The 17,040-nt window shown below is 66.6% G+C and carries 17 protein-coding genes; 8 read left to right on the forward strand and 9 right to left on the reverse strand.

Annotation, left to right across the window (positions count from 1 at the left end; translation table 11 throughout):
- Nucleotides 1-22: 22 nt before the first annotated feature.
- Complete coding sequence (locus tag ASC63_RS01920; protein WP_055809204.1) at nucleotides 23-838, reverse strand: IclR family transcriptional regulator; 816 nt, start codon at nucleotides 836-838, stop codon at nucleotides 23-25.
- A 40-nt stretch (nucleotides 839-878) separates the two neighbouring features.
- On the reverse strand, nucleotides 879-1,436 hold the full coding sequence (locus ASC63_RS01925) for a carboxymuconolactone decarboxylase family protein (protein WP_055809207.1): 558 nt from the start codon (nucleotides 1,434-1,436) through the stop codon (nucleotides 879-881).
- A 95-nt stretch (nucleotides 1,437-1,531) separates the two neighbouring features.
- Here ASC63_RS01925 and ASC63_RS01930 point away from each other — a divergent pair, with 95 nt between their 5' ends.
- From ASC63_RS01930 to ASC63_RS01950, 5 genes are read left to right on the forward strand one after another with little or no spacing between them, the layout of a single operon-like run.
- Nucleotides 1,532-2,329: an SDR family NAD(P)-dependent oxidoreductase gene (locus tag ASC63_RS01930; RefSeq protein WP_200936720.1), complete on the forward strand. Its 798-nt coding sequence runs from the start codon at nucleotides 1,532-1,534 to the stop codon at nucleotides 2,327-2,329.
- 27 nt (nucleotides 2,330-2,356) lie between these two features.
- Nucleotides 2,357-3,148 (forward strand): SDR family NAD(P)-dependent oxidoreductase, encoded by a 792-nt coding sequence (locus tag ASC63_RS01935; protein WP_055809210.1) that lies wholly within the window; start codon nucleotides 2,357-2,359, stop codon nucleotides 3,146-3,148.
- Nucleotides 3,149-3,188: 40 nt separating this feature from the next.
- Nucleotides 3,189-4,064, forward strand: a complete 876-nt coding sequence (locus tag ASC63_RS01940) for a fumarylacetoacetate hydrolase family protein (protein ID WP_055809213.1) — start codon at nucleotides 3,189-3,191, stop codon at nucleotides 4,062-4,064.
- Between the two features lie 8 nt (nucleotides 4,065-4,072).
- Complete coding sequence (locus ASC63_RS01945) at nucleotides 4,073-4,924, forward strand: fumarylacetoacetate hydrolase family protein (protein WP_055809216.1); 852 nt, start codon at nucleotides 4,073-4,075, stop codon at nucleotides 4,922-4,924.
- Between the two features lie 37 nt (nucleotides 4,925-4,961).
- The gene (locus ASC63_RS01950; RefSeq protein ID WP_055809219.1) at nucleotides 4,962-7,679 is read left to right on the forward strand and encodes an alpha-L-rhamnosidase; all 2,718 of its coding nucleotides are present in this window, start codon (nucleotides 4,962-4,964) and stop codon (nucleotides 7,677-7,679) included.
- A 6-nt stretch (nucleotides 7,680-7,685) separates the two neighbouring features.
- Here ASC63_RS01950 and ASC63_RS01955 read toward each other — a convergent pair whose 3' ends face one another.
- The 5 genes from ASC63_RS01955 to ASC63_RS01975 all read right to left on the reverse strand — a co-directional run bounded on the left by ASC63_RS01955 (nucleotide 7,686) and on the right by ASC63_RS01975 (nucleotide 12,538).
- Nucleotides 7,686-8,510 (reverse strand): MBL fold metallo-hydrolase, encoded by an 825-nt coding sequence (locus tag ASC63_RS01955; protein WP_055809222.1) that lies wholly within the window; start codon nucleotides 8,508-8,510, stop codon nucleotides 7,686-7,688.
- The gene (locus ASC63_RS01960) at nucleotides 8,507-9,463 is read right to left on the reverse strand and encodes an alpha/beta hydrolase (protein ID WP_055809223.1); all 957 of its coding nucleotides are present in this window, start codon (nucleotides 9,461-9,463) and stop codon (nucleotides 8,507-8,509) included. Before ASC63_RS01960 ends, ASC63_RS01955 begins: the two co-directional genes overlap by 4 nt.
- Before the next feature lie 122 nt (nucleotides 9,464-9,585).
- Nucleotides 9,586-10,689 (reverse strand): Gfo/Idh/MocA family protein, encoded by a 1,104-nt coding sequence (locus ASC63_RS01965; protein WP_082487047.1) that lies wholly within the window; start codon nucleotides 10,687-10,689, stop codon nucleotides 9,586-9,588.
- Nucleotides 10,686-11,801 carry a Gfo/Idh/MocA family protein gene (locus ASC63_RS01970; protein WP_055809229.1) on the reverse strand — a complete coding sequence of 372 codons (1,116 nt, stop codon included), beginning with the start codon at nucleotides 11,799-11,801 and terminating at the stop codon, nucleotides 10,686-10,688. The genes ASC63_RS01965 and ASC63_RS01970 overlap by 4 nt, the downstream gene beginning before the upstream one ends.
- The gene (locus ASC63_RS01975; RefSeq protein ID WP_235491722.1) at nucleotides 11,798-12,538 is read right to left on the reverse strand and encodes a sugar phosphate isomerase/epimerase family protein; all 741 of its coding nucleotides are present in this window, start codon (nucleotides 12,536-12,538) and stop codon (nucleotides 11,798-11,800) included. The genes ASC63_RS01970 and ASC63_RS01975 overlap by 4 nt, the downstream gene beginning before the upstream one ends.
- 178 nt (nucleotides 12,539-12,716) lie before the next feature.
- On the opposite strand from ASC63_RS01975, the gene ASC63_RS01980 reads away from it, so the two are divergent.
- Nucleotides 12,717-13,919, forward strand: a complete 1,203-nt coding sequence (locus ASC63_RS01980; protein ID WP_157487542.1) for an ROK family transcriptional regulator — start codon at nucleotides 12,717-12,719, stop codon at nucleotides 13,917-13,919.
- 16 nt (nucleotides 13,920-13,935) lie between these two features.
- Nucleotides 13,936-14,586, forward strand: a complete 651-nt coding sequence (locus ASC63_RS01985; protein WP_055814653.1) for a YqaJ viral recombinase family protein — start codon at nucleotides 13,936-13,938, stop codon at nucleotides 14,584-14,586.
- Here ASC63_RS01985 and ASC63_RS01990 read toward each other — a convergent pair.
- Nucleotides 14,532-15,182, reverse strand: a complete 651-nt coding sequence (locus ASC63_RS01990) for a TetR/AcrR family transcriptional regulator (protein ID WP_055809235.1) — start codon at nucleotides 15,180-15,182, stop codon at nucleotides 14,532-14,534. The two genes, ASC63_RS01985 and ASC63_RS01990, sit on opposite strands and share 55 nt — an antisense overlap.
- Nucleotides 15,183-15,293: 111 nt before the next feature.
- Here ASC63_RS01990 and ASC63_RS01995 point away from each other — a divergent pair, with 111 nt between their 5' ends.
- On the forward strand, nucleotides 15,294-16,295 hold the full coding sequence (locus ASC63_RS01995) for a hypothetical protein (RefSeq protein ID WP_200936723.1): 1,002 nt from the start codon (nucleotides 15,294-15,296) through the stop codon (nucleotides 16,293-16,295).
- Between the two features lie 22 nt (nucleotides 16,296-16,317).
- Here ASC63_RS01995 and ASC63_RS02000 read toward each other — a convergent pair whose 3' ends face one another.
- The gene (locus tag ASC63_RS02000; RefSeq protein WP_055809238.1) at nucleotides 16,318-16,962 is read right to left on the reverse strand and encodes a Pr6Pr family membrane protein; all 645 of its coding nucleotides are present in this window, start codon (nucleotides 16,960-16,962) and stop codon (nucleotides 16,318-16,320) included.
- Between the last annotated feature and the right edge of the window lie 78 nt (nucleotides 16,963-17,040).

Here is a 17,040-nt window from a genome sequence, read left to right on the forward strand (position 1 = left end):
TGGCAGGCGTCCCTCGACCCGGTCAGTTAGCGCGCAGGCGCAGCGAGATGTCGTCCGCGGTGGCCTGCAGCCGCTCGCGCAGCGGTCCGCGCAGCGATGCGACGTCGTGCCGCGACGACGCGACAGCGATGTTGATCGCGGCGGCGGGCTTCGTCTCGCGGCCGAACACCGGCACCGATACCGAGCGCAGGCCAGCGGCGACCTCCTCGTCCTGCACGGCGTAGCCCTGCTGCCGAATCTCGGCCAGTCGCGCCGCCAGCTCGCCGATCGATTGTGCCGCGTTCGGTCCGGCGGTGGCGGCGAAGTCGTGACCGGCCAACGTCTGCCGCAGCTCGTCGTCATCGAGCCAGGCCAGCAACAGCTTGCCCATCGAGGTGTAGGCCGCAGGCAGTGTCGAGCCCACCTGGATGTTGGCGGTCACCAGGTCGGAGTTGCGCAGTCGAGCGAGGTACAGCACCCGGTCGCCGGTCAGCACGCCGAGGTTGACGGTCTCGCCGGTGGCCTCGGCCAGTTGCCGCAAGGGCTGCTCACTCAGTTGCACCAGGCTCGAACCACGCAACGCGGCCGAGCCGAGAGTGAGCACGGCCACCCCCGGCCGGATTCCTCCGTCGGGGAGTCGCTCGACGAAACCGCCCTCTTCGAGGGTCGCGATCACGCGAAATGCCGTCGGCATCGGGATGCCGGTGCGATCGCAGATCTCGCGCAGCTTCAGCGCCGTCACAGATTCGTCGAACAGGCGCAGCACGTCCAGTCCCTTGGCGAGCGCCTCGATCCGATAGCGGCTGCCCGTCTTGACATGCCCTTCTTCGGGAACGTGGACGGAGTCAGGAGCTTTCATGGTATGAAACCGTATCTCGTCGAGGTTCGACGCGCAAGCTTCACGACTCCACCCGAAAGACGCGCAGTTGCAGCGCGAGCGTCGAGTAGTAACCGACGAGGGTAGTGAGTTCGAAGATGGCGCCGTCACCGAGACCTGCGGATGCCCTCTCCCACAGTTCGTCGTTCAGGTCGCCGTCCAGCAGCGCGATGACAACGCGCCCGACGAGGGCCTCGTCGTTCGGGAACCCCGCGACGTCGAGCGCACAAATGGAGGCAATCTCCGTGGGAGTGAAGCCGAGAGCGCGAGCGATCGCCTCGTGTGATTCGCGCTCGAAATCACTGTCCCGGCGTGCGGCGACAAGGAGGATCGCCAGCTCGCGGGCACGGTCGGTGAACCCGGTGCAGTATCGGATGCTCGCACCGAGCTCTTGCAATGCGGTGCCGACCGCGGGCGAACGCAGGAATCCGTCGAACGGCCCGCGGAGCGATCCGTCATCGGCGGTCAGCGGAAAGTGTTGCGGTCCCTGAGCGCGTGGACCACCGGTGATTGCCGCAGCCAGCACGCGCTGATCGATCGATTGCTCGTGGGGTCGAAGAGGGGTGATGCGGGCGGTCATGGATCCTCCTGGGTTGACTGATCTCACTCGGCGGGATAAGTTCATTTAGCAAAAGTAACTTTTGCTAGATAAACTTTACTCACAAGGAGGCGACGGTGTCGACAGCGACAATCGTCGAGAACGGTACGGCAACGTACGCGGACTGGCTCGGACTGAACGGCTCGCGCGCGCTCGTCGCCGGAGGCGGCGGAATCGGCGGAGCCTGCGCACTCGCGTTTGCTGCGGCAGGGGCATCCGTCGCCGTCGCCGACCGCGATGTGGCGACCCTCGAGGCGATCGGCTCCGAGCTGGCGGCCCGCGGGGCGAACTACGAGCTGATCGAGGCCGATCTCACTGAACATGGCTCAGGAGAGCGCGTGGTAGCCGAGGTCGTCGAGAAGCTCGGCGGACTCGACATTCTCCTGCACGCCATCGGCATCAATGACCGTCGCCCGATCCTCGAGTTCACTGAGGACGAATGGGACCATATCCTGCGCGTCAACCTCTCGTCGGCTTTCGGCGTGGCGCAGGCCGCGGGACGTCGCATGGTGGAGCAGGGATATGGTCGGGTGCTCGCCCTCTCAAGCGTCTCCGGCCTTCTCGCGCACCACTCGCATGGTCCATACGCGGCATCCAAAGGGGGCATCAACCAGCTCCTGCGGGCCATGGCACGGGAGTGGGCGGCGTCTGGCGTCACGGTGAATGCACTCGCGCCTGGCTACATCGAGACCCCGCTGACCGCTGGTGAGCTCGCCAAGCCGGGCAAGCGCGAGAACCTCGTGGGCCTCGTTCCGGCAGGCCGCCTCGGCACTCCAGACGAGGTGACCGGAGCAGCTCTGTTTCTATCGTCACGTCACGCCAGCTTCATCACCGGCCACGTGATGTACATCGACGGCGGACGCACGCTGGTCTAGAACTGAGAGAGAAATAAGGAGACGCAAATGACTGATTCCACCCCACAGATCTTCCCCCGCTTCGCGGGCAAGACGGTGCTCGTCACCGGTGCCGGTACCGGCTTCGGCGCCGAGATCGCCGTTCGCGCTGCGCAGGAGGGCGCGAAGGTCGCCGTGCACTACCGCTCGTCCAAGGCGGGTGCCGAGGCGACCCTCCAGCGCATTCGCGAGGCCGGCAGCGACGGAATACTGGTTCAGGCCGACATCGGCTCGTGGGATCAGATCAAGCGCATGGCCGACGAGGTGTGGGCTGAATTCGGAACCCTCGACGTGCTCGTCAACAACGTCGGCGACGTCTCGAGTGAGCAGATGGCGTGGGACCAGCTCACCCAGGAGGCGCTCGACGCGGTCATCGACATCGACGTCAAGGGCACGCTGCTGATGACCCACGAATTCGGTGCGCGGATGCTGGAGCAGGGCCACGGCAACATTGTGCAGGTCGGCTCCACCGTCGTCGTGCGCGGCTCCTCCCGCGCTCCGCAGTACGCGGCGGCCAAGTACGCGATTCTCGGCATCACCAAGTCGTACGCGAAGGCGTTCGCGCCGGCCGTGCGGGTCAACACCTTCGCGCCGGGCTTCATGGAGACCGAGCGGCTGCTGGGCCGTGAGGACTGGAAAAGCGGCCGCCGCGAGGTGCTGCTGTCGCAGACGCCGATGGGAGTCATCCCACCGCCCGAGTTCGTTACCGGCGCATGCCTGTGGCTCGCCACAGACGAAGCGGCTCACCTCACCGGTGGCTACATGCTCGCCGACGGCGGATTCAACATGGTCGGCGCGTAGGCGCCGACCTCCAGACAACGAACACAAGGAGACCCATCCCATGAAGCTCATCACCTTCGACGGTGGCCGCGTCGGCCGCCTCGAGCTCGACGAGGGCGTCGTGCTCGAACTCGACGTGCCTTCGACCCGCGAGTACTTCGCCCGTGGCGGCGACGTGCGGGAGACCGGCGAGCGCCTCGCATACAGCGACGTCAAGCTGGAGGCACCTATCCGCCCCAAGAAGTTCTTCCACACCGCCGGCAACTTCGCCGACCACCACAAGGAGCTCGCCGCCGTCGACTGGTCGCACCCCGTGCACAAGGGAATCGTCTTCTTTCAGAACGTCGATGCGATCATCGGCCAGGATGACGACATCGTCTATCCTTCCCACCTCACCAAGGAGATGGACTACGAGCTGGAGCTCGGAATTATCATCGGCAAGTCCGGCAAATTCTTCGACGCCGACGAGGCCGACGAGTACATAGCCGGATTCACCGTGTTCAACGACATCACGGCGCGTGACATCCAGCGCAAGGAAATGGAGTCCGGCGTCTTCTCGTTCTCAAAGGGGATCGACACGTTCTGCCCGATCGGCCCCTGGATCGTCACCCGCGACGAGGTGCCCGACATGCACGAGCTGCCGATGCAGCTGCGCGTCAATGGTGAAGTGCGCCAGCAGGGCAACACCAACCAGACCCGCATCAGGTTTCCACACCTGGTCGCCTACCACTCCCCGCAGACGTACACCGCCGGTGACATCATCACCACAGGCACGATCTCGGGCGTTGCTGCCGTGCAGCCGAATCCATTCGACTTCTACCTCAATCCCGGCGACGAGATCGAGGCCGAGATCACCGGCATCGGCACGCTGCGCAACAAGGTCATCAGCTGGGAAGAGCGCTACGGCGAGCCCGCTCCGCAGCGAGTGGACTGGTAGGCACCCGCGTGAAGATCGCGAATCTCGACGGTCGCGCCGCCCTCATCACCGGGGGCGGCGCGACCGATGTCGCCGCGGCATCCGATGGTCGTTTCGGGCCGGATCCCCAGTCGTTGTTCGATCACTGGAGCGCATTCACCGAATGGGCGTCGACGGTTGAGCTACCGGATGCGGCGGCATCCGCCGCCATCGATGTCGAGGGGTTGGGGGCCCCTGTGCCGCGCCCGCGTCAGGTCTTCGCGATCGGCCTGAACTATGCAGAGCACGCCGCCGAGGCCGGGTACCCGCCGAATTCGATGCCGGTGACGTTCACGAAGTTTCCGTCGTGCATCGTCGGAGCCGACACGATCGTCGAACTGCCGGAGGGAAACGTCGATTGGGAGGTCGAGCTCGTCGTGGTGATCGGCCGCGAAGCCCGCAATCTCGATCGTGAGAGTGCGTGGGACCACGTGGCGGGCCTCACCATCGGGCAGGATCTCTCCGAACGCATCACGCAATTGCAGGGCTCTGCCCCACAATTCAGCCTCGGCAAATCGTTTCCCGGGTTCGGGCCAACCGGTCCGTGGCTTGTGACGCCCGACGAGTTCGCCCACCGGGACGACCTCGCGCTCTCGTGCAGCTTGTCAGGTGAGAGGATGCAGTCCTCTCGCACGTCGATGATGCTCTACGACGTTCCGGAGCTTCTCGTGCGCCTCTCGGCCGTGTGCCTGCTGCTGCCGGGAGACATCATCTTCTCAGGCACACCCTCGGGCATCGGCAACCGACGCACCCCCCAGCGCTTCATCGGTGCTGACGACGTGCTCGTGAGCGAGATCGAGGGCATCGGCACGTTGACCACGAGATTCACCGCCAGTATCTGAGCTGGCAGCTCAGCGAGCCCCACGAAGGAGCATCCTCATGCAGCACGGATGTCGGGACCTTCGCGTCGAATATCTGCGCGCCCCAATCGCAATCGGAACTCGGCATCCGCGATTCTCGTGGATCGTCGACCTCGAGCAAGAGGCGTACGAACTCGAGGTGGTGACCGCCAGCGGTCGTCCCGTGTGGATGAGCGGTGTGGTGGAGAGCATCGAGAGCTCGCTTGTCGACTACATGGGCGAACGGCTCGCGTCAAACACGGCCCACAGGTGGCGGGTGCGCTGTCTCGGCGCCGACGGCTGGGCGCCGTGGGCGGAATCCACCTTCGAGACGGCACTGTTGGATGCCGCGGACTGGGTCGCCGAGTGGGTGGAGCCCGACCAGCAGGATGCCGTCGTCGAACGGTGGAGCATTCTCGATTGGATCCGCGGTCTCGGGCCCGACACGCCTCTCGATGAGCGGCTGCGCCCGCCGCAACTGCTGCGGCAGTCGTTCGCGGTACGCGACGGACTCTCGCGCGCACGACTGTTCGCCACGGCGCGCGGCATCTACTCCGCCTTCGTGAACGGGCAGCGCGCCGACGACCAGGTGCTCGTGCCCGGGTCCGACGCGTATGAGCACCGCATCTCGGTGCAGAGCTACGACATCACCAGCGCCCTTGCGGCGGGTGAGAACGTACTCGCACTCGCACTCGCCGACGGTTGGTGGTCGGGAAGGCTCGGCCTGACAGGATCCAGTGCCCAGTTCGGAACGCGGCTCAGTGCCATCTGGCAGCTGCACCTGGAGTACGCCGACGGCACGGCCGAGGTCGTGGCATCCGGCTCCGACGTGCGCACCGCCGGCGGCCCATGGGCCTACGCCGACCTCTTCATTGGCGAGCAGTTCGACCGCCGTGCCGTACCGATCGGATGGGACCGCGCGGGCTTCGACGACAGTCAATGGATGCCGGCGATCGGGGTTGGTCGAGACCACGAACAGCTCCGGCCCTTCACCGGAGAGCCGATCCGTCGCGTGCTCGAGTTGCCTGCCGTCGAGGTCATCGAAACGCCCGATGGTGCCGTGGTCGATTTCGGCCAGGTGATCGCCGGCCGCACGCGGCTCCGCATCCGTGACACCGTGCCAGGCCAGCGAATCGTCATCGAACACACCGAAATTCTCGCCGCCGATGGCGCGTGGTTCGACAACATCACCGGCATCAACAAGGAGCAGACAGACGTCTTCTACTCCGCCGGTGGCGACGACGAGTGGGAGCCGGAGTTCACCTTCCACGGGTTCCGGTATGCGAGGGTCACGGGGCTCAGCGGCGCGCTCACCGCCGACGACATCGTTGCGGTGGTGATCGCGAGTGACCTTGAGCAGACCGGTTCATTCGCGTCATCCCATGCCCGGCTAAACCGTCTGCACCAGAACATTGTCTGGAGTCAGCGCGGCAATTTTCTCTCAATCCCGACAGACTGCCCGCAGCGGGAGCGGGCGGGATGGACCGGCGATATCCAGGCCTTCGTCGGCGCCGCGACAAACAATGCGCAGGTCGTGCCCTTTCTCTCACGGTGGCTCGACAACCTGCGGGCCGACCAGCTTGCCGACGGCCGCATCCCGATCTTCTCGCCACGCTCGCCGTTTGATGACGAGGCTGCAGCGACCGCGCAGGGCATCGGCTCGATCGTCGCCGCTGCCGGCTGGAGCGACGCGATAGCGATCGTGCCGTGGGTGTTGTACGAGCGGTATGGCGACCGCCGAGTGCTCGAGGAGAACTCCGACGCGCTGATGCGCTGGATCGATTATCAGCAGACGACCGCTGCCACCGAGCTGCCCGACGCGCTCAGCACAGTCGATCTCACGCCTGATCGGCGGCGCGCCCAGGCCCTGCTTTACAACACCGGCGCGCACTTCGGCGATTGGCTGACCCCGAGCACGATGGAGGACAAGCCGATCCATGAGGCGCTGGGGGTGGCGCCCGCGCTCACGAGCGAGTACATCGCGCCCATGTTTCAGGCGAACACGCTCTCTCTTGCGTCGCGGGCAGCGGCAGTGCTCGGTCGAGGGGCGGATGCCGCGGCCCTCACTGACCGCGCGGCTGATGTGCGGGCGGCCTTCGCTGCTGAGTATGTCGATGTGCACGGCGACCTGCCGGTGCGCTTGCAGGGCGTCTACGTGCTGGCGCTGGCTTTCGACATGGTGCCCGAGTCAGTTCGGCCGCGCACGGCCGCCCGACTCGTCGAGCTCGTCCACGCCCGCGGCGACCGACTCGACACCGGCTTTCTCTCCACGCCCTACCTGCTCGACGTGCTCTGCGATCACGGCTACCCCGAGGTCGCTCGCACGCTGCTCTGGCAGTCCGAGATGCCATCCTGGCTGTACGAGGTCGACCAGGGCGCGACAAGCATCTGGGAGGCGTGGGATGCGGTGTCGCCCGACGGAGAGATCCGGCCCATGTCGCTCAACCACTATGCGCCGGGGGCCGTGGACGACTGGCTGTATCGCCGGATTGCCGGCATCCGCTCCACCTCGCCGGGCTACCGCACAGCGGTGATCGAGCCGGACTTCGACGCGGGTGTTGAGCGCGTGCGGGCCCACGTCGGCACGCCGTACGGGGAGCTCGCGGTTCAGTGGCAGCGCGAGGCGGATGCCGCATCCGTCACCGTCGACGTGCCCAACGGCGTCGCGGCGAAGCTAGTGACCTCGTCGGGAGTGGTCGTGCTCGCTCCCGGCCGCTCGACGCATGCGGTGTCACTGGCGGTGACGCGTGGGCCCTAACCCCGCTTAGAGCCGCATCAGGTCTTCGCCAGCGATGACCTCGCCCGAGAACTCGCCGCGGATCTGCGCGAGGTCGTCGGCGGTTGCCTGCGTGTAGTGCGAGAGCACCACGCATCCGACTTCGGCAGTAGCGGCGAGCTGACCGACCTGTGTGGGCGACAGGTGCTCCGTGGCCATATGGTCGCGCACAAACGCAGGAACCAGTGCCGTGTCGGCATCCGTCACCATCTCCGACACCAGGATGTCGGCACCGTGAGCGAGCCGCTCGACGGCCGCGCTCACTCCGGTGTCGCCCGTGAAGACGATCGAGCGGTCCGCGGTGTCAAAGCGCAGGGCGTAAGAGCGGTGGAGCCCGCCAAACTCCGTGAGAGCGTAGTGGGTGTTCTCCACGGCGGTCACTTTCACATCATCGTCGGAGTAGATGACGCCCGGCTCGGCCTCGGTCACTTCGAGGATGGACTGCGGGGGCGGCATCGGCGCTTCCGTGCCGCGGATGCGGAAATTGACGTCGAGATAGGCGAGGATGCCGTCGCACAGTGCGCTCGCGCCGGGTGGTCCGATCAATGGCAGGGGACCGCCGCGCATCGTGTGACGGAAGGTGACGACACCGGGGAGCCCCGCCGTGTGGTCGTCGTGCAAGTGCGTGAGGAAGACGCCGTCGAGATCGAGAACCTTCAGGCCCGCGCGGGCGAGCTGCCGGCTCACCCCCTCACCGGCGTCGATGAGATAGTGCCGCCGGCCGACTGTCACGAGACTCGCGATGCCTGCCCGGTCGACGTGACCGCCAGGCCCGCCGGCGGTGCCGAGCAGAGTGAGCGCCGTCGTGCTCATTCCCTGAACTTGGCCTTCAGGTACGCGACTCCGCGGTCGATCTGGGGCAGCGGGTCGGTGCCGAGAAACACGTGGTCTGCGCCGGGCACGCCCACCAGCTCCGATTGCGCGCCGGCCTGCTGCAGCGCGGCGTGCAGTTGCTCGCTCTGGCCGAAGGGCACGAGGCCGTCGGCCTCACCGTGAACGAGCAGGAACGGCGGAGCGTCCGCGCGCACATGGTGGACGGGTGAGACGAGTCGCCGGGCCTCGTCGCGCGGGTACGGGGAACCGGCCAGAAGGATATCGATCGGCTCCGCGGGTGCTCCCTGGCCCTTCGCGTCGAGGTTGTCGATCCACTCCTGCGGCATCGAGTCGCGGAAGGCGGGCATGGTGTCGGCATCCGCAACGCCGTAGAAGTCGACCACCGCGCTCACCGCGCTGCTCTCGCCGGTCACGCCCTCCACGCCCTCGAACGCGGGGTCATCGATCAGCGCGACGAGAGCGGCGAGATGGCCACCGGCAGACTCACCCCACACGCCGAATCGCTCGGTATCGAGACCGAGTTCCTCGGAGAACCGGCGGAGGTAGCGGATCGCGGCCTTCGTGTCGTGCACCTGGGCAGGGAAGGCCGCTTCGCGCGAGTGGCGGTAGTCGATCGATGCCACCGCGAGGCCCGCGTTGATGATGGCCTGAAAGAGCGCTCCGGCCGGCCAGTAATCGGGCGGAGCGAGGCGGGTACCGAACAGCCAGGCGCCGCCATGGATCCAGACGACGCAGGGAACCGGACCGGTGCGCTCGGTGGGTACGTACAGGTCGAGCTGGAGCGGCCGGTAGCCGTCGGGCATCGCGTAGGTGAGGGCGAGGCGCCGTTCGGCGCCGGTCGGATGCTGCGCCTCGGCGATGCCCGGCGCGAGGAATGCCGGTGGCTGAAAGCCCGGGTCTTCTGCCGTGATGGTGTATCCGTCTGCCGTCATGTCGCTCCTTTGCGAACCTACTTCATTTAATGAAAGCTACTTTCAGCATAGCTGAAGCCGAGCGCGGGCTCAGGGCCAACGCGTCAGTTCACGTACGGTCTCGACACGCGCGCTTCGCGGCGCTACGGGACCACCGAAATCCAGGTGCCGCTGTCGGCGGCGTCCATGACTGCGTCGGTCACGCGCGCGGCGCGCAGCCCGTCTTCGAAGCGCGGCAGGCCCTCGGGCGACGCGCCCTCGATGGCCGCGTAGCTGTCGGCGACGAAGGCGTTGAACGCATCCTGGTAACCCTGCGGATGCCCGGCAGGCACCGCACACAGCCGCGCGGCATCCGGATGCAACTGATCGGCATCGCGCGGGATCAACTGCGATCCGCCGCGACGCCCCACCCAGATGGCCTCGGGCTGCTCACCGTCGAAGGCGATGCTCTCGCTCGAACCCGCGATCTCCAGGTGCAGCCGGTTCTTTCGACCGGCGGCCACCTGGGAGACGAGCAGCGTGCCCAGGGCGCCGCCGGCCGTCTGCAGCACGATGGCTATCGCATCCTCGGTGGTGATGGCGGTGTGCTCGGCCCGCTCGCCGAAGAAGGTGCGCTTGGTCGCAGAGACCTGCGTGACCCGGTCGCCCGTGACGAACTCGGTGAGGTCGACCAGGTGCGACCCGATGTCGCCGAAGGCACGCGAGCGACCGCCGCTGGCCTCCTCGACCCGCCAGTTGTCGTCGCCGGCATCCAGCAGCCAGTCCTGCAGATACGAACCGTGGATGCTCAGCAGCCGCCCCAGTTCGCCCTCCTGCACCCGGGCTCGCGCCTCACGCACGAGCGAGTGAAAGCGGTAGACGAACGGCACCGTCGCGGTGACGCCGGCAGATGCGACGGCGTCGACGAGCGCAGCGGCATCCGTCACGCTCGTCGCCAGCGGCTTCTCGCAGACGATGTGCTTGCCCGCCGCCACGATGGCGGCGGCCTGCTCGGCGTGCAGCGCGTTCGGCGTGCACACGTGCACGACGTCTATCGCATCATCCGCGAGCAGCTCATCGAGCGAATCGTAGCCACGCTCGAGGCCCAACTCCTCGGCCGCGGCCCGCGCACGCGCTCCGCTCGAGGAGGAGATGCCGACGAGACGTGCCCGTGCCGCACGAGCGGCCCGGGAATGCACGGCGCCCATGAAGCCGCCGCCCACGATTCCTACCCCAAGCGGTCGGCCGGGCGACGCCGCCTCGCTCATGCCGACAGCGTTCCGACGCGCGGATCCCAGTCTTCGGGCAGGGCCGGTGCGACGGTCGTGGTGCTCGCCACCTCGACCGGCTGGCCGCTCTGCGCCGACTCGATCGTGGAAACCATGACGTCGAGCACGTGAAAGGCGTTCTCCCCGGATGCTCGTTCCGGCCGTCCGGCGCGAATCGCCTGGGCGAGCTCGGCCACGCCGGTACCGCGGGTCGTCGTCACGCCGGTGGCGGCCACCGTCGTCGTCTCCTCGCCACCGTCGTACACAACGAGGTCGCCGTCGAAGGTGTTCGGGTCGGGCACGACCACGGTGGCGTCGACACCGGCGACCTCGAACTGCGTACGACTCAGCTTGGAATCGAAGCTGAAGATGCTCTGCGCTGTCTGGCCGCCCTCGAACTCGTACAGCGCGCTCACGTGCGTCGGCACCGTCACGTCGAACTGTTCACCGGCACGCGGGCCGGAGCCGATCACCCGAAACGGCTTGGCCTTCGAGGCAGCGGCGGTCACTCGCGAGACCGGTCCGAACAACTGCACGAGCGCCGTGATGTAGTACGGGCCGATGTCGAACATCGGCCCCGCCCCCTCCTGGAACAGGAAGTCGGGGTTCGGATGCCACGCCTCGGGTCCGGGATTCTGCATGAGTGTCAGCGCGGTCAGCGGCGCTCCGATGCCGCCGGCCTCGATGAAGCGGCGGGCCGACTGGATGCCCGCCCCGAGAAAGGTGTCTGGCGCGGTGGCGACTCGCAGGCCCGCCGCGTGTGCGGCGTCCAACAGCCGCCGTCCGCTGTCACGGTCGAGCGCGAAAGGCTTCTCGCTCCACACGTGCTTGCCTGCGGCGAGCACCTGCTCGGCCACCTCGACGTGAACGGCGGGAATGGTGAGGTTGACGACGATCTCGATGTCGGCATCCGCCAGCAGGCTTTCGACCGAACCGGATGCCGCGATGCCGAACTTCTCCGCCTGCGCGCGCGCTCGTTCCTCATCGATGTCCGCGATGAAGCGCACCTCGAGATCGGGGAACGTGGTCAGGTTCTCCAGGTACTGGCTGCTGATGACACCGGCACCGATGACGCCGACGCCGACGCGCCCGGTGCGTGCTGCGGCGCTCATGCGAGGCCTGCAGCGGTGAGGTAGGAGTAGCTGTCTGCGATGGCCTGGAAGCGATCGTCCCGGGAGTCGTCGAGCTCGATCACGCGCAACGCCTTCGGCGCCGCCTCGATGATCGCGCGCACGGGCATGGATCCCTTGCCCACGGCGACCTGATCCTTGTTCTCCCTGGTACCCGGGCCGTCCTTGATGTGCAGGGCGACAACGCGGTCGCCGAGGCGCCCGAGCAGTTCGACCGGGTCGACGCCACCGACCTTGACCCAGTACGTGTCGACCTCGAGCACCACCTCGGGGTCGAGCTGCGCGGCGAATACTTCGAGGGCGTTGGTGCCGTCGATGATGCTCTCCAGCTCGTGGTTGTGGTTGTGGTAACCGACCGTGATGCCGAAGCCTGCGGCGACCTTCGCCGCGGCGTTGAGCTGCGCGGCGATTTCGGCAACGCTTTCTGCAGTCTGCCAGCGCTCGGCTGGCACATACGGGTCGATCACGGTCTGGATGCCGAGTTCACGCGCGGCAGCGAACACCGGCGCGGCATCTTCGCCGATGAAGTGCGCGTGGGTGGTCGGCGCGGTCAGGCCGTTGGCCTTCAGAGCATCGCCCAGGCCCTCGAGACCGGTGAAATTGAACGGCTCCACCTGGGTGAAGCCAAGCTCGGCGATGCGCTTGATGGTGCCGGCCAGGTCTTCGGCGAGCAATTCCCGCACGGTGTAGAGCTGCACGGAAAGATTTGACGAGGTCACGATTCTCCTTGAGTGAGATCGGGGAAGGTCTCCAATTTTGCGCCAACGCGGTTGCGTGACACACCCGTGGACGGGGTTGCATCAATCTAAGCAGACTTCTGTCGACGCACAAGCAAAAGATGAATTATTCATGGCAGATTTCGACTAGAGCGGCCTGATCGTATGATTCAATGCCCTTATGCCCGAGACCGTGACCGCGACCCCAGCCGAGGGCGCGTTGCTCACCCGGGATGCCGCCCGGCTGCTCGAGCTGCTGCGCGAAGGCACGCCGCGCACGCGCTCGGAGCTCGCCGCGCTCACCGGCCTCGCCCGGTCGACGGTGGCCGGCAGGCTGGCCGGGCTGATGGCATCCGGCCTGGTTGTTCACTCGCCGGGCGCGGTCTCGTCGGGCGGACGCCCGCCTGCTCGCGTTGCCTTCAACCCGAACGCGCGCATTCTCATCGCCGTCGATCTGGGCGCGACGCACGGCATCGTCGCCGTTGCCGACCTCGCCGGCAGCATTCTGCACACCGATTCCAGGGCACTGAACATCGCGGAGGGCCCCGAGGCCGTGCTGGACTGGGTCATCGACGCGACGCGCAGGCTGCTGAGGCGAACCGGCAGACCCGCAAGCGATCTCGTGGGCATCGGCGTCGGGCTTCCCGGCCCCGTCGAACACTCCACGGGCATGCCCACGAATCCACCCATCATGCCCGGCTGGGATCGCTTCGACGTGCCCGCCTACATTCGTCGTCGCTTCGATGTGCCCGTGCTCGTGGACAACGACGTGAACGTGCTGGCGCTTGGCGAGCAGGCGACATCCTGGCGGGAGCACAACGATCTGCTGTTCGTGAAGGTCTCGACGGGCATCGGTGCCGGCATCATCAGCGGAGGGCGCCTGCAGCGCGGCGCGCAGGGATCGGCGGGCGATCTCGGTCACGTGCGCGTGCCGTTCACCAGGGACACTCCGCGCCATGGTGACGAGGGAGCGGATCTCGAGGCTCTCGCGAGCGGTCCGGCCATCGCGCGCTGGATCTCCCGGGCGGGTACACCGGCGAGCACGAGCCAGGATGTCGTGGAGCTGGAGCGCGCGGGTGACGCCGCCACGATCCAGGCGATCCGCCAGGCCGGCCGCGACCTCGGCGAGGTGCTGGCCACCTGCGTCAACCTGCTCAATCCGTCTGTGGTCGTCATCGGCGGCAGCATCGCGCGCGCCGGCGAACACCTGCTCGCGGGCGTACGCGAGGTGGTCTACGGCCAGTCGACGCCGCTCGCCACCCAGCACCTCACCATCGCGCCGGCGCAGGCCGGCGACACCGGCGGCGTGCTCGGCGCCGCGATCATGGTGATTCAGAACACGCTGGATCCCGACGCGATTCCCGCCTCTGCCGGGGCAGAATAGACACGTGACCGACACGATGCTCTCCCTCTTCGAGGAACAGGCATCGGTCCCAGTCCCTGAGCTTGCCGAGGGGCCCAATCACCTTTCGCGCATCGTCGCCGACTCCACCGATCGCGTCGCCTGGCTGCGCGCCCGCAGCCGTGGCGTCACGGCAACGGATGTCGCGAAGCTGGCCACCGCGCGCTCCATTCAGGCGGCCGCCTTCGACAAGCTCAACGGCAGTGGATTCACGGGCAACGCCTACACCGACCACGGCAAGGCGCGGGAGCCGGAGATCGCCCGCTGGGTACTCACCGAGTACGGCATCCGCCCCAGTTCGGCGCTGTTTCATGCGGTATCGAACACCGCGCATCTGGCCACCCCGGACGGCATCGCGCTGCGCCATGGCAACAGGCTCGAGCTCGCCGAGATCAAGACGACGAACAAACTCTGGCGCAGCATCCCGCGCTCCTACCTGCGCCAGGTGTGGTGGCAGCAGTACGTGCTCGGCGCCGAGCGCACCCTCGTGGTGTGGGAGCAGCACAAGGACTTCGTGCCGGTGGGCACGCATCCGGAATGCCGCTGGGTGGACCGCGACGAGAACGAGATAGCGATGCTCGTGGGCTTCGCCGATCAGCTCCTGGAACTTGTGGCCGCAGGCCGTTCCCGAGCACGCGAAACCGGCTGAACGGAGACATTTTCATCGCCGTTGCTCACCGTTTGCGCCAGCGGCACGTAGACCTGGTCAACGATGTCCGCAATGGCGGCTGGGTCGAAGGGGTGACCGAAAAGCAGTTCGTGTCGCAACAGCGTGATGGGCAACAGCACCACCCGCTCAGGGAGCGGGTTCGGTCCCAGTTCTCCGCGGGCGCGCGCCGCATCAAGGATTGTTCGCATCACCTGGCTGTTGATGACCCCCACCGCATCGAGAGCGTCATCCAGCAGATTGTCGTCTGATTCCCCGATCACTCCCCGATACACCTCGGCCGTGAAGCGCGAGACCTGCTGCTCTATCTGCTCGAGAACGCTGATCACGTCCATTTTCAGTGAACCGGTGCGGGGCACCACGACCTGATCGGCGCCGGTTTGGCTGATCGCATCCAGCACCATCTCGGCACGACTGCGATAACGGCGATAGAGCACCGGCTTGCTGGTCTGCGCGCGTCGGGCAACCCCCTCGAAGCTCACCCCCGCGTAACCGTGATCGCTCAACTCCAAGAGTGTCGCCGCCTGGATGGCAGCCATGAGCACATCGTCGCGTCGTCGCACCCTTGCCTCGGTCATACGCCGAGCCTATCGCAAGATACGTCTCGTATCTTGACAAAAACGGATGCTTGGAGATACGCTGCGTATCTCGATAGATACGCAGCGTATCTCTCAATGAAGGAGCATCGCATGGCAATTCAGACCGCTCATGACGGCGTGCCCGGCTCAAGCTGGCGCCGGATGGCTACCTCGGGAGGTGTTCTCATCGCGATCATGGTCGCGCTGGTGATCGCATTCGCCTTACCCGGCATCCATTCGGCGCCCCGCGATGTGCCGATCACTGTCGTCGGCTCGCAGGCTCAACGGACACAGCTCGAAGCGGCGCTCGACAAGGCCGGTGAGGGCGTGTGGCACTATCACTCGGCATCGAACGTGGCGGCCGCGAAGGACCAGATTCTCGATCGCTCGGTCTACGGCGTCTTCGTCGTCACCGATACGGGCACGAAGCTGTACTACGCATCAGCGGCCAGCGAGGCCGTGGCCACGCTGCTCACACAAACCGCATCGCACCTCGAAGCGACCACAGGCACCCCCGTGACCGCCACGGATGTGCGCCCGTTCACCAGCACGGATCCGAGGGGCGTGGGCCTCGCGGCTGGCGCGCTGCCCATAGCACTCGGTGGCTGGATCGCCGCCGTCGGCATCATCGCGCTCATCGCCGGCACCTGGCAGCGACTAGCCACGGCCGGCGGGTTCGCGATAGCGGGCGGGTTTGCCCTCGTCGGCGTGCTGTTTGGCATTGGCGCCCTGCAGGGAAACTACGTCGCCGATTCACTCGCGGCGATGCTCAGTATCGGTGCGACCAGCTTTCTCGTTCTCGGATTACAGCGCTTCTTGAAAGGTATCGGTATTGGCATCGCCGCCCTGATTCTCATTGTGCTGGGCAATCCTCTTTCCGGGCTGAGCAGCGCTCCTGAGTTACTCCCGCACCCGTGGGGCGCCCTCGGCCAACTGCTGCCGCCGGGCGCCACCGGCACCCTCCTGCGCAACGTCTCCTTCTTTGATGGTCACGCGATCGCCATGCCGCTGGCGATCCTCGCGGCCTGGCTCGTCGTCGGCCTCATCATGTACGGCCTCGGAACTCTGCGCGAAGGCCGCACCTTTGAGACAGTGACCGTACCGATCGACTAGGCGCGAAGACGAAGGCCGCGGGCTATCGTGAACGCAGCCCGTTGCCGAGCACGCGAAGCCGGCTGAGCCACACCACCACGACGCCGACGATTCCGATGAAGCCGGCTATCGCCACGATGTACAGCACGACCGTGGCGTAGCCGCCCGGCTGAGCAGGGTTGAGGAACGGGTAGGGATACCAGCCCACGATCGGGCCGCGAATCAGGGTGTATGCCAGCCAGAGAATCGGAAAGGTGAGGACCAGCCAGAGCCGGTCCCAGCGCACGGGGATTCGGCCGGGGGCGAGAATCCAGTCGAGCACGACGTACAGCGGCGCGTACACATGCAGAATCTCGTTCGACCACGGCAGCGTCGTCGCCTGGTCGAGGGAGACATCACGCAACAGCAGGGCGTAAACGACACCCGTCGTGGCCATGTATGCGGTGACCGAGGCACGGAACATGTTGTAGCGCTGCGGGTCCCGCCGCTTCGTGAAGCCGAACCAGGCACCGGCGAGCAGCATCGCAATCGTCAGCAGATTCGAGTCGATCGTGAAGAAGCTGAGGAAGTTGGCCGTGAAGAGCGAGGGGTTCGGAACCATCGATAGGCTCTTGGCGAATTGGCCCACGACCGCGGCTATGACTCCGACGGCGACGATCAGACGGATGACTGCGAACGCTCGTCTCATACTTCCCCACCCTCGCGGCCGCACGGTCGCTCTCGCTGAATGCTAGCGGGTCACCACCCCCCAGCGCAGACGTGCACG

Origin of the sequence: Leifsonia sp. Root112D2 (genome assembly GCF_001424905.1) — a bacterium.
Taxonomy (GTDB): Bacteria; Actinomycetota; Actinomycetes; order Actinomycetales; family Microbacteriaceae; genus Root112D2.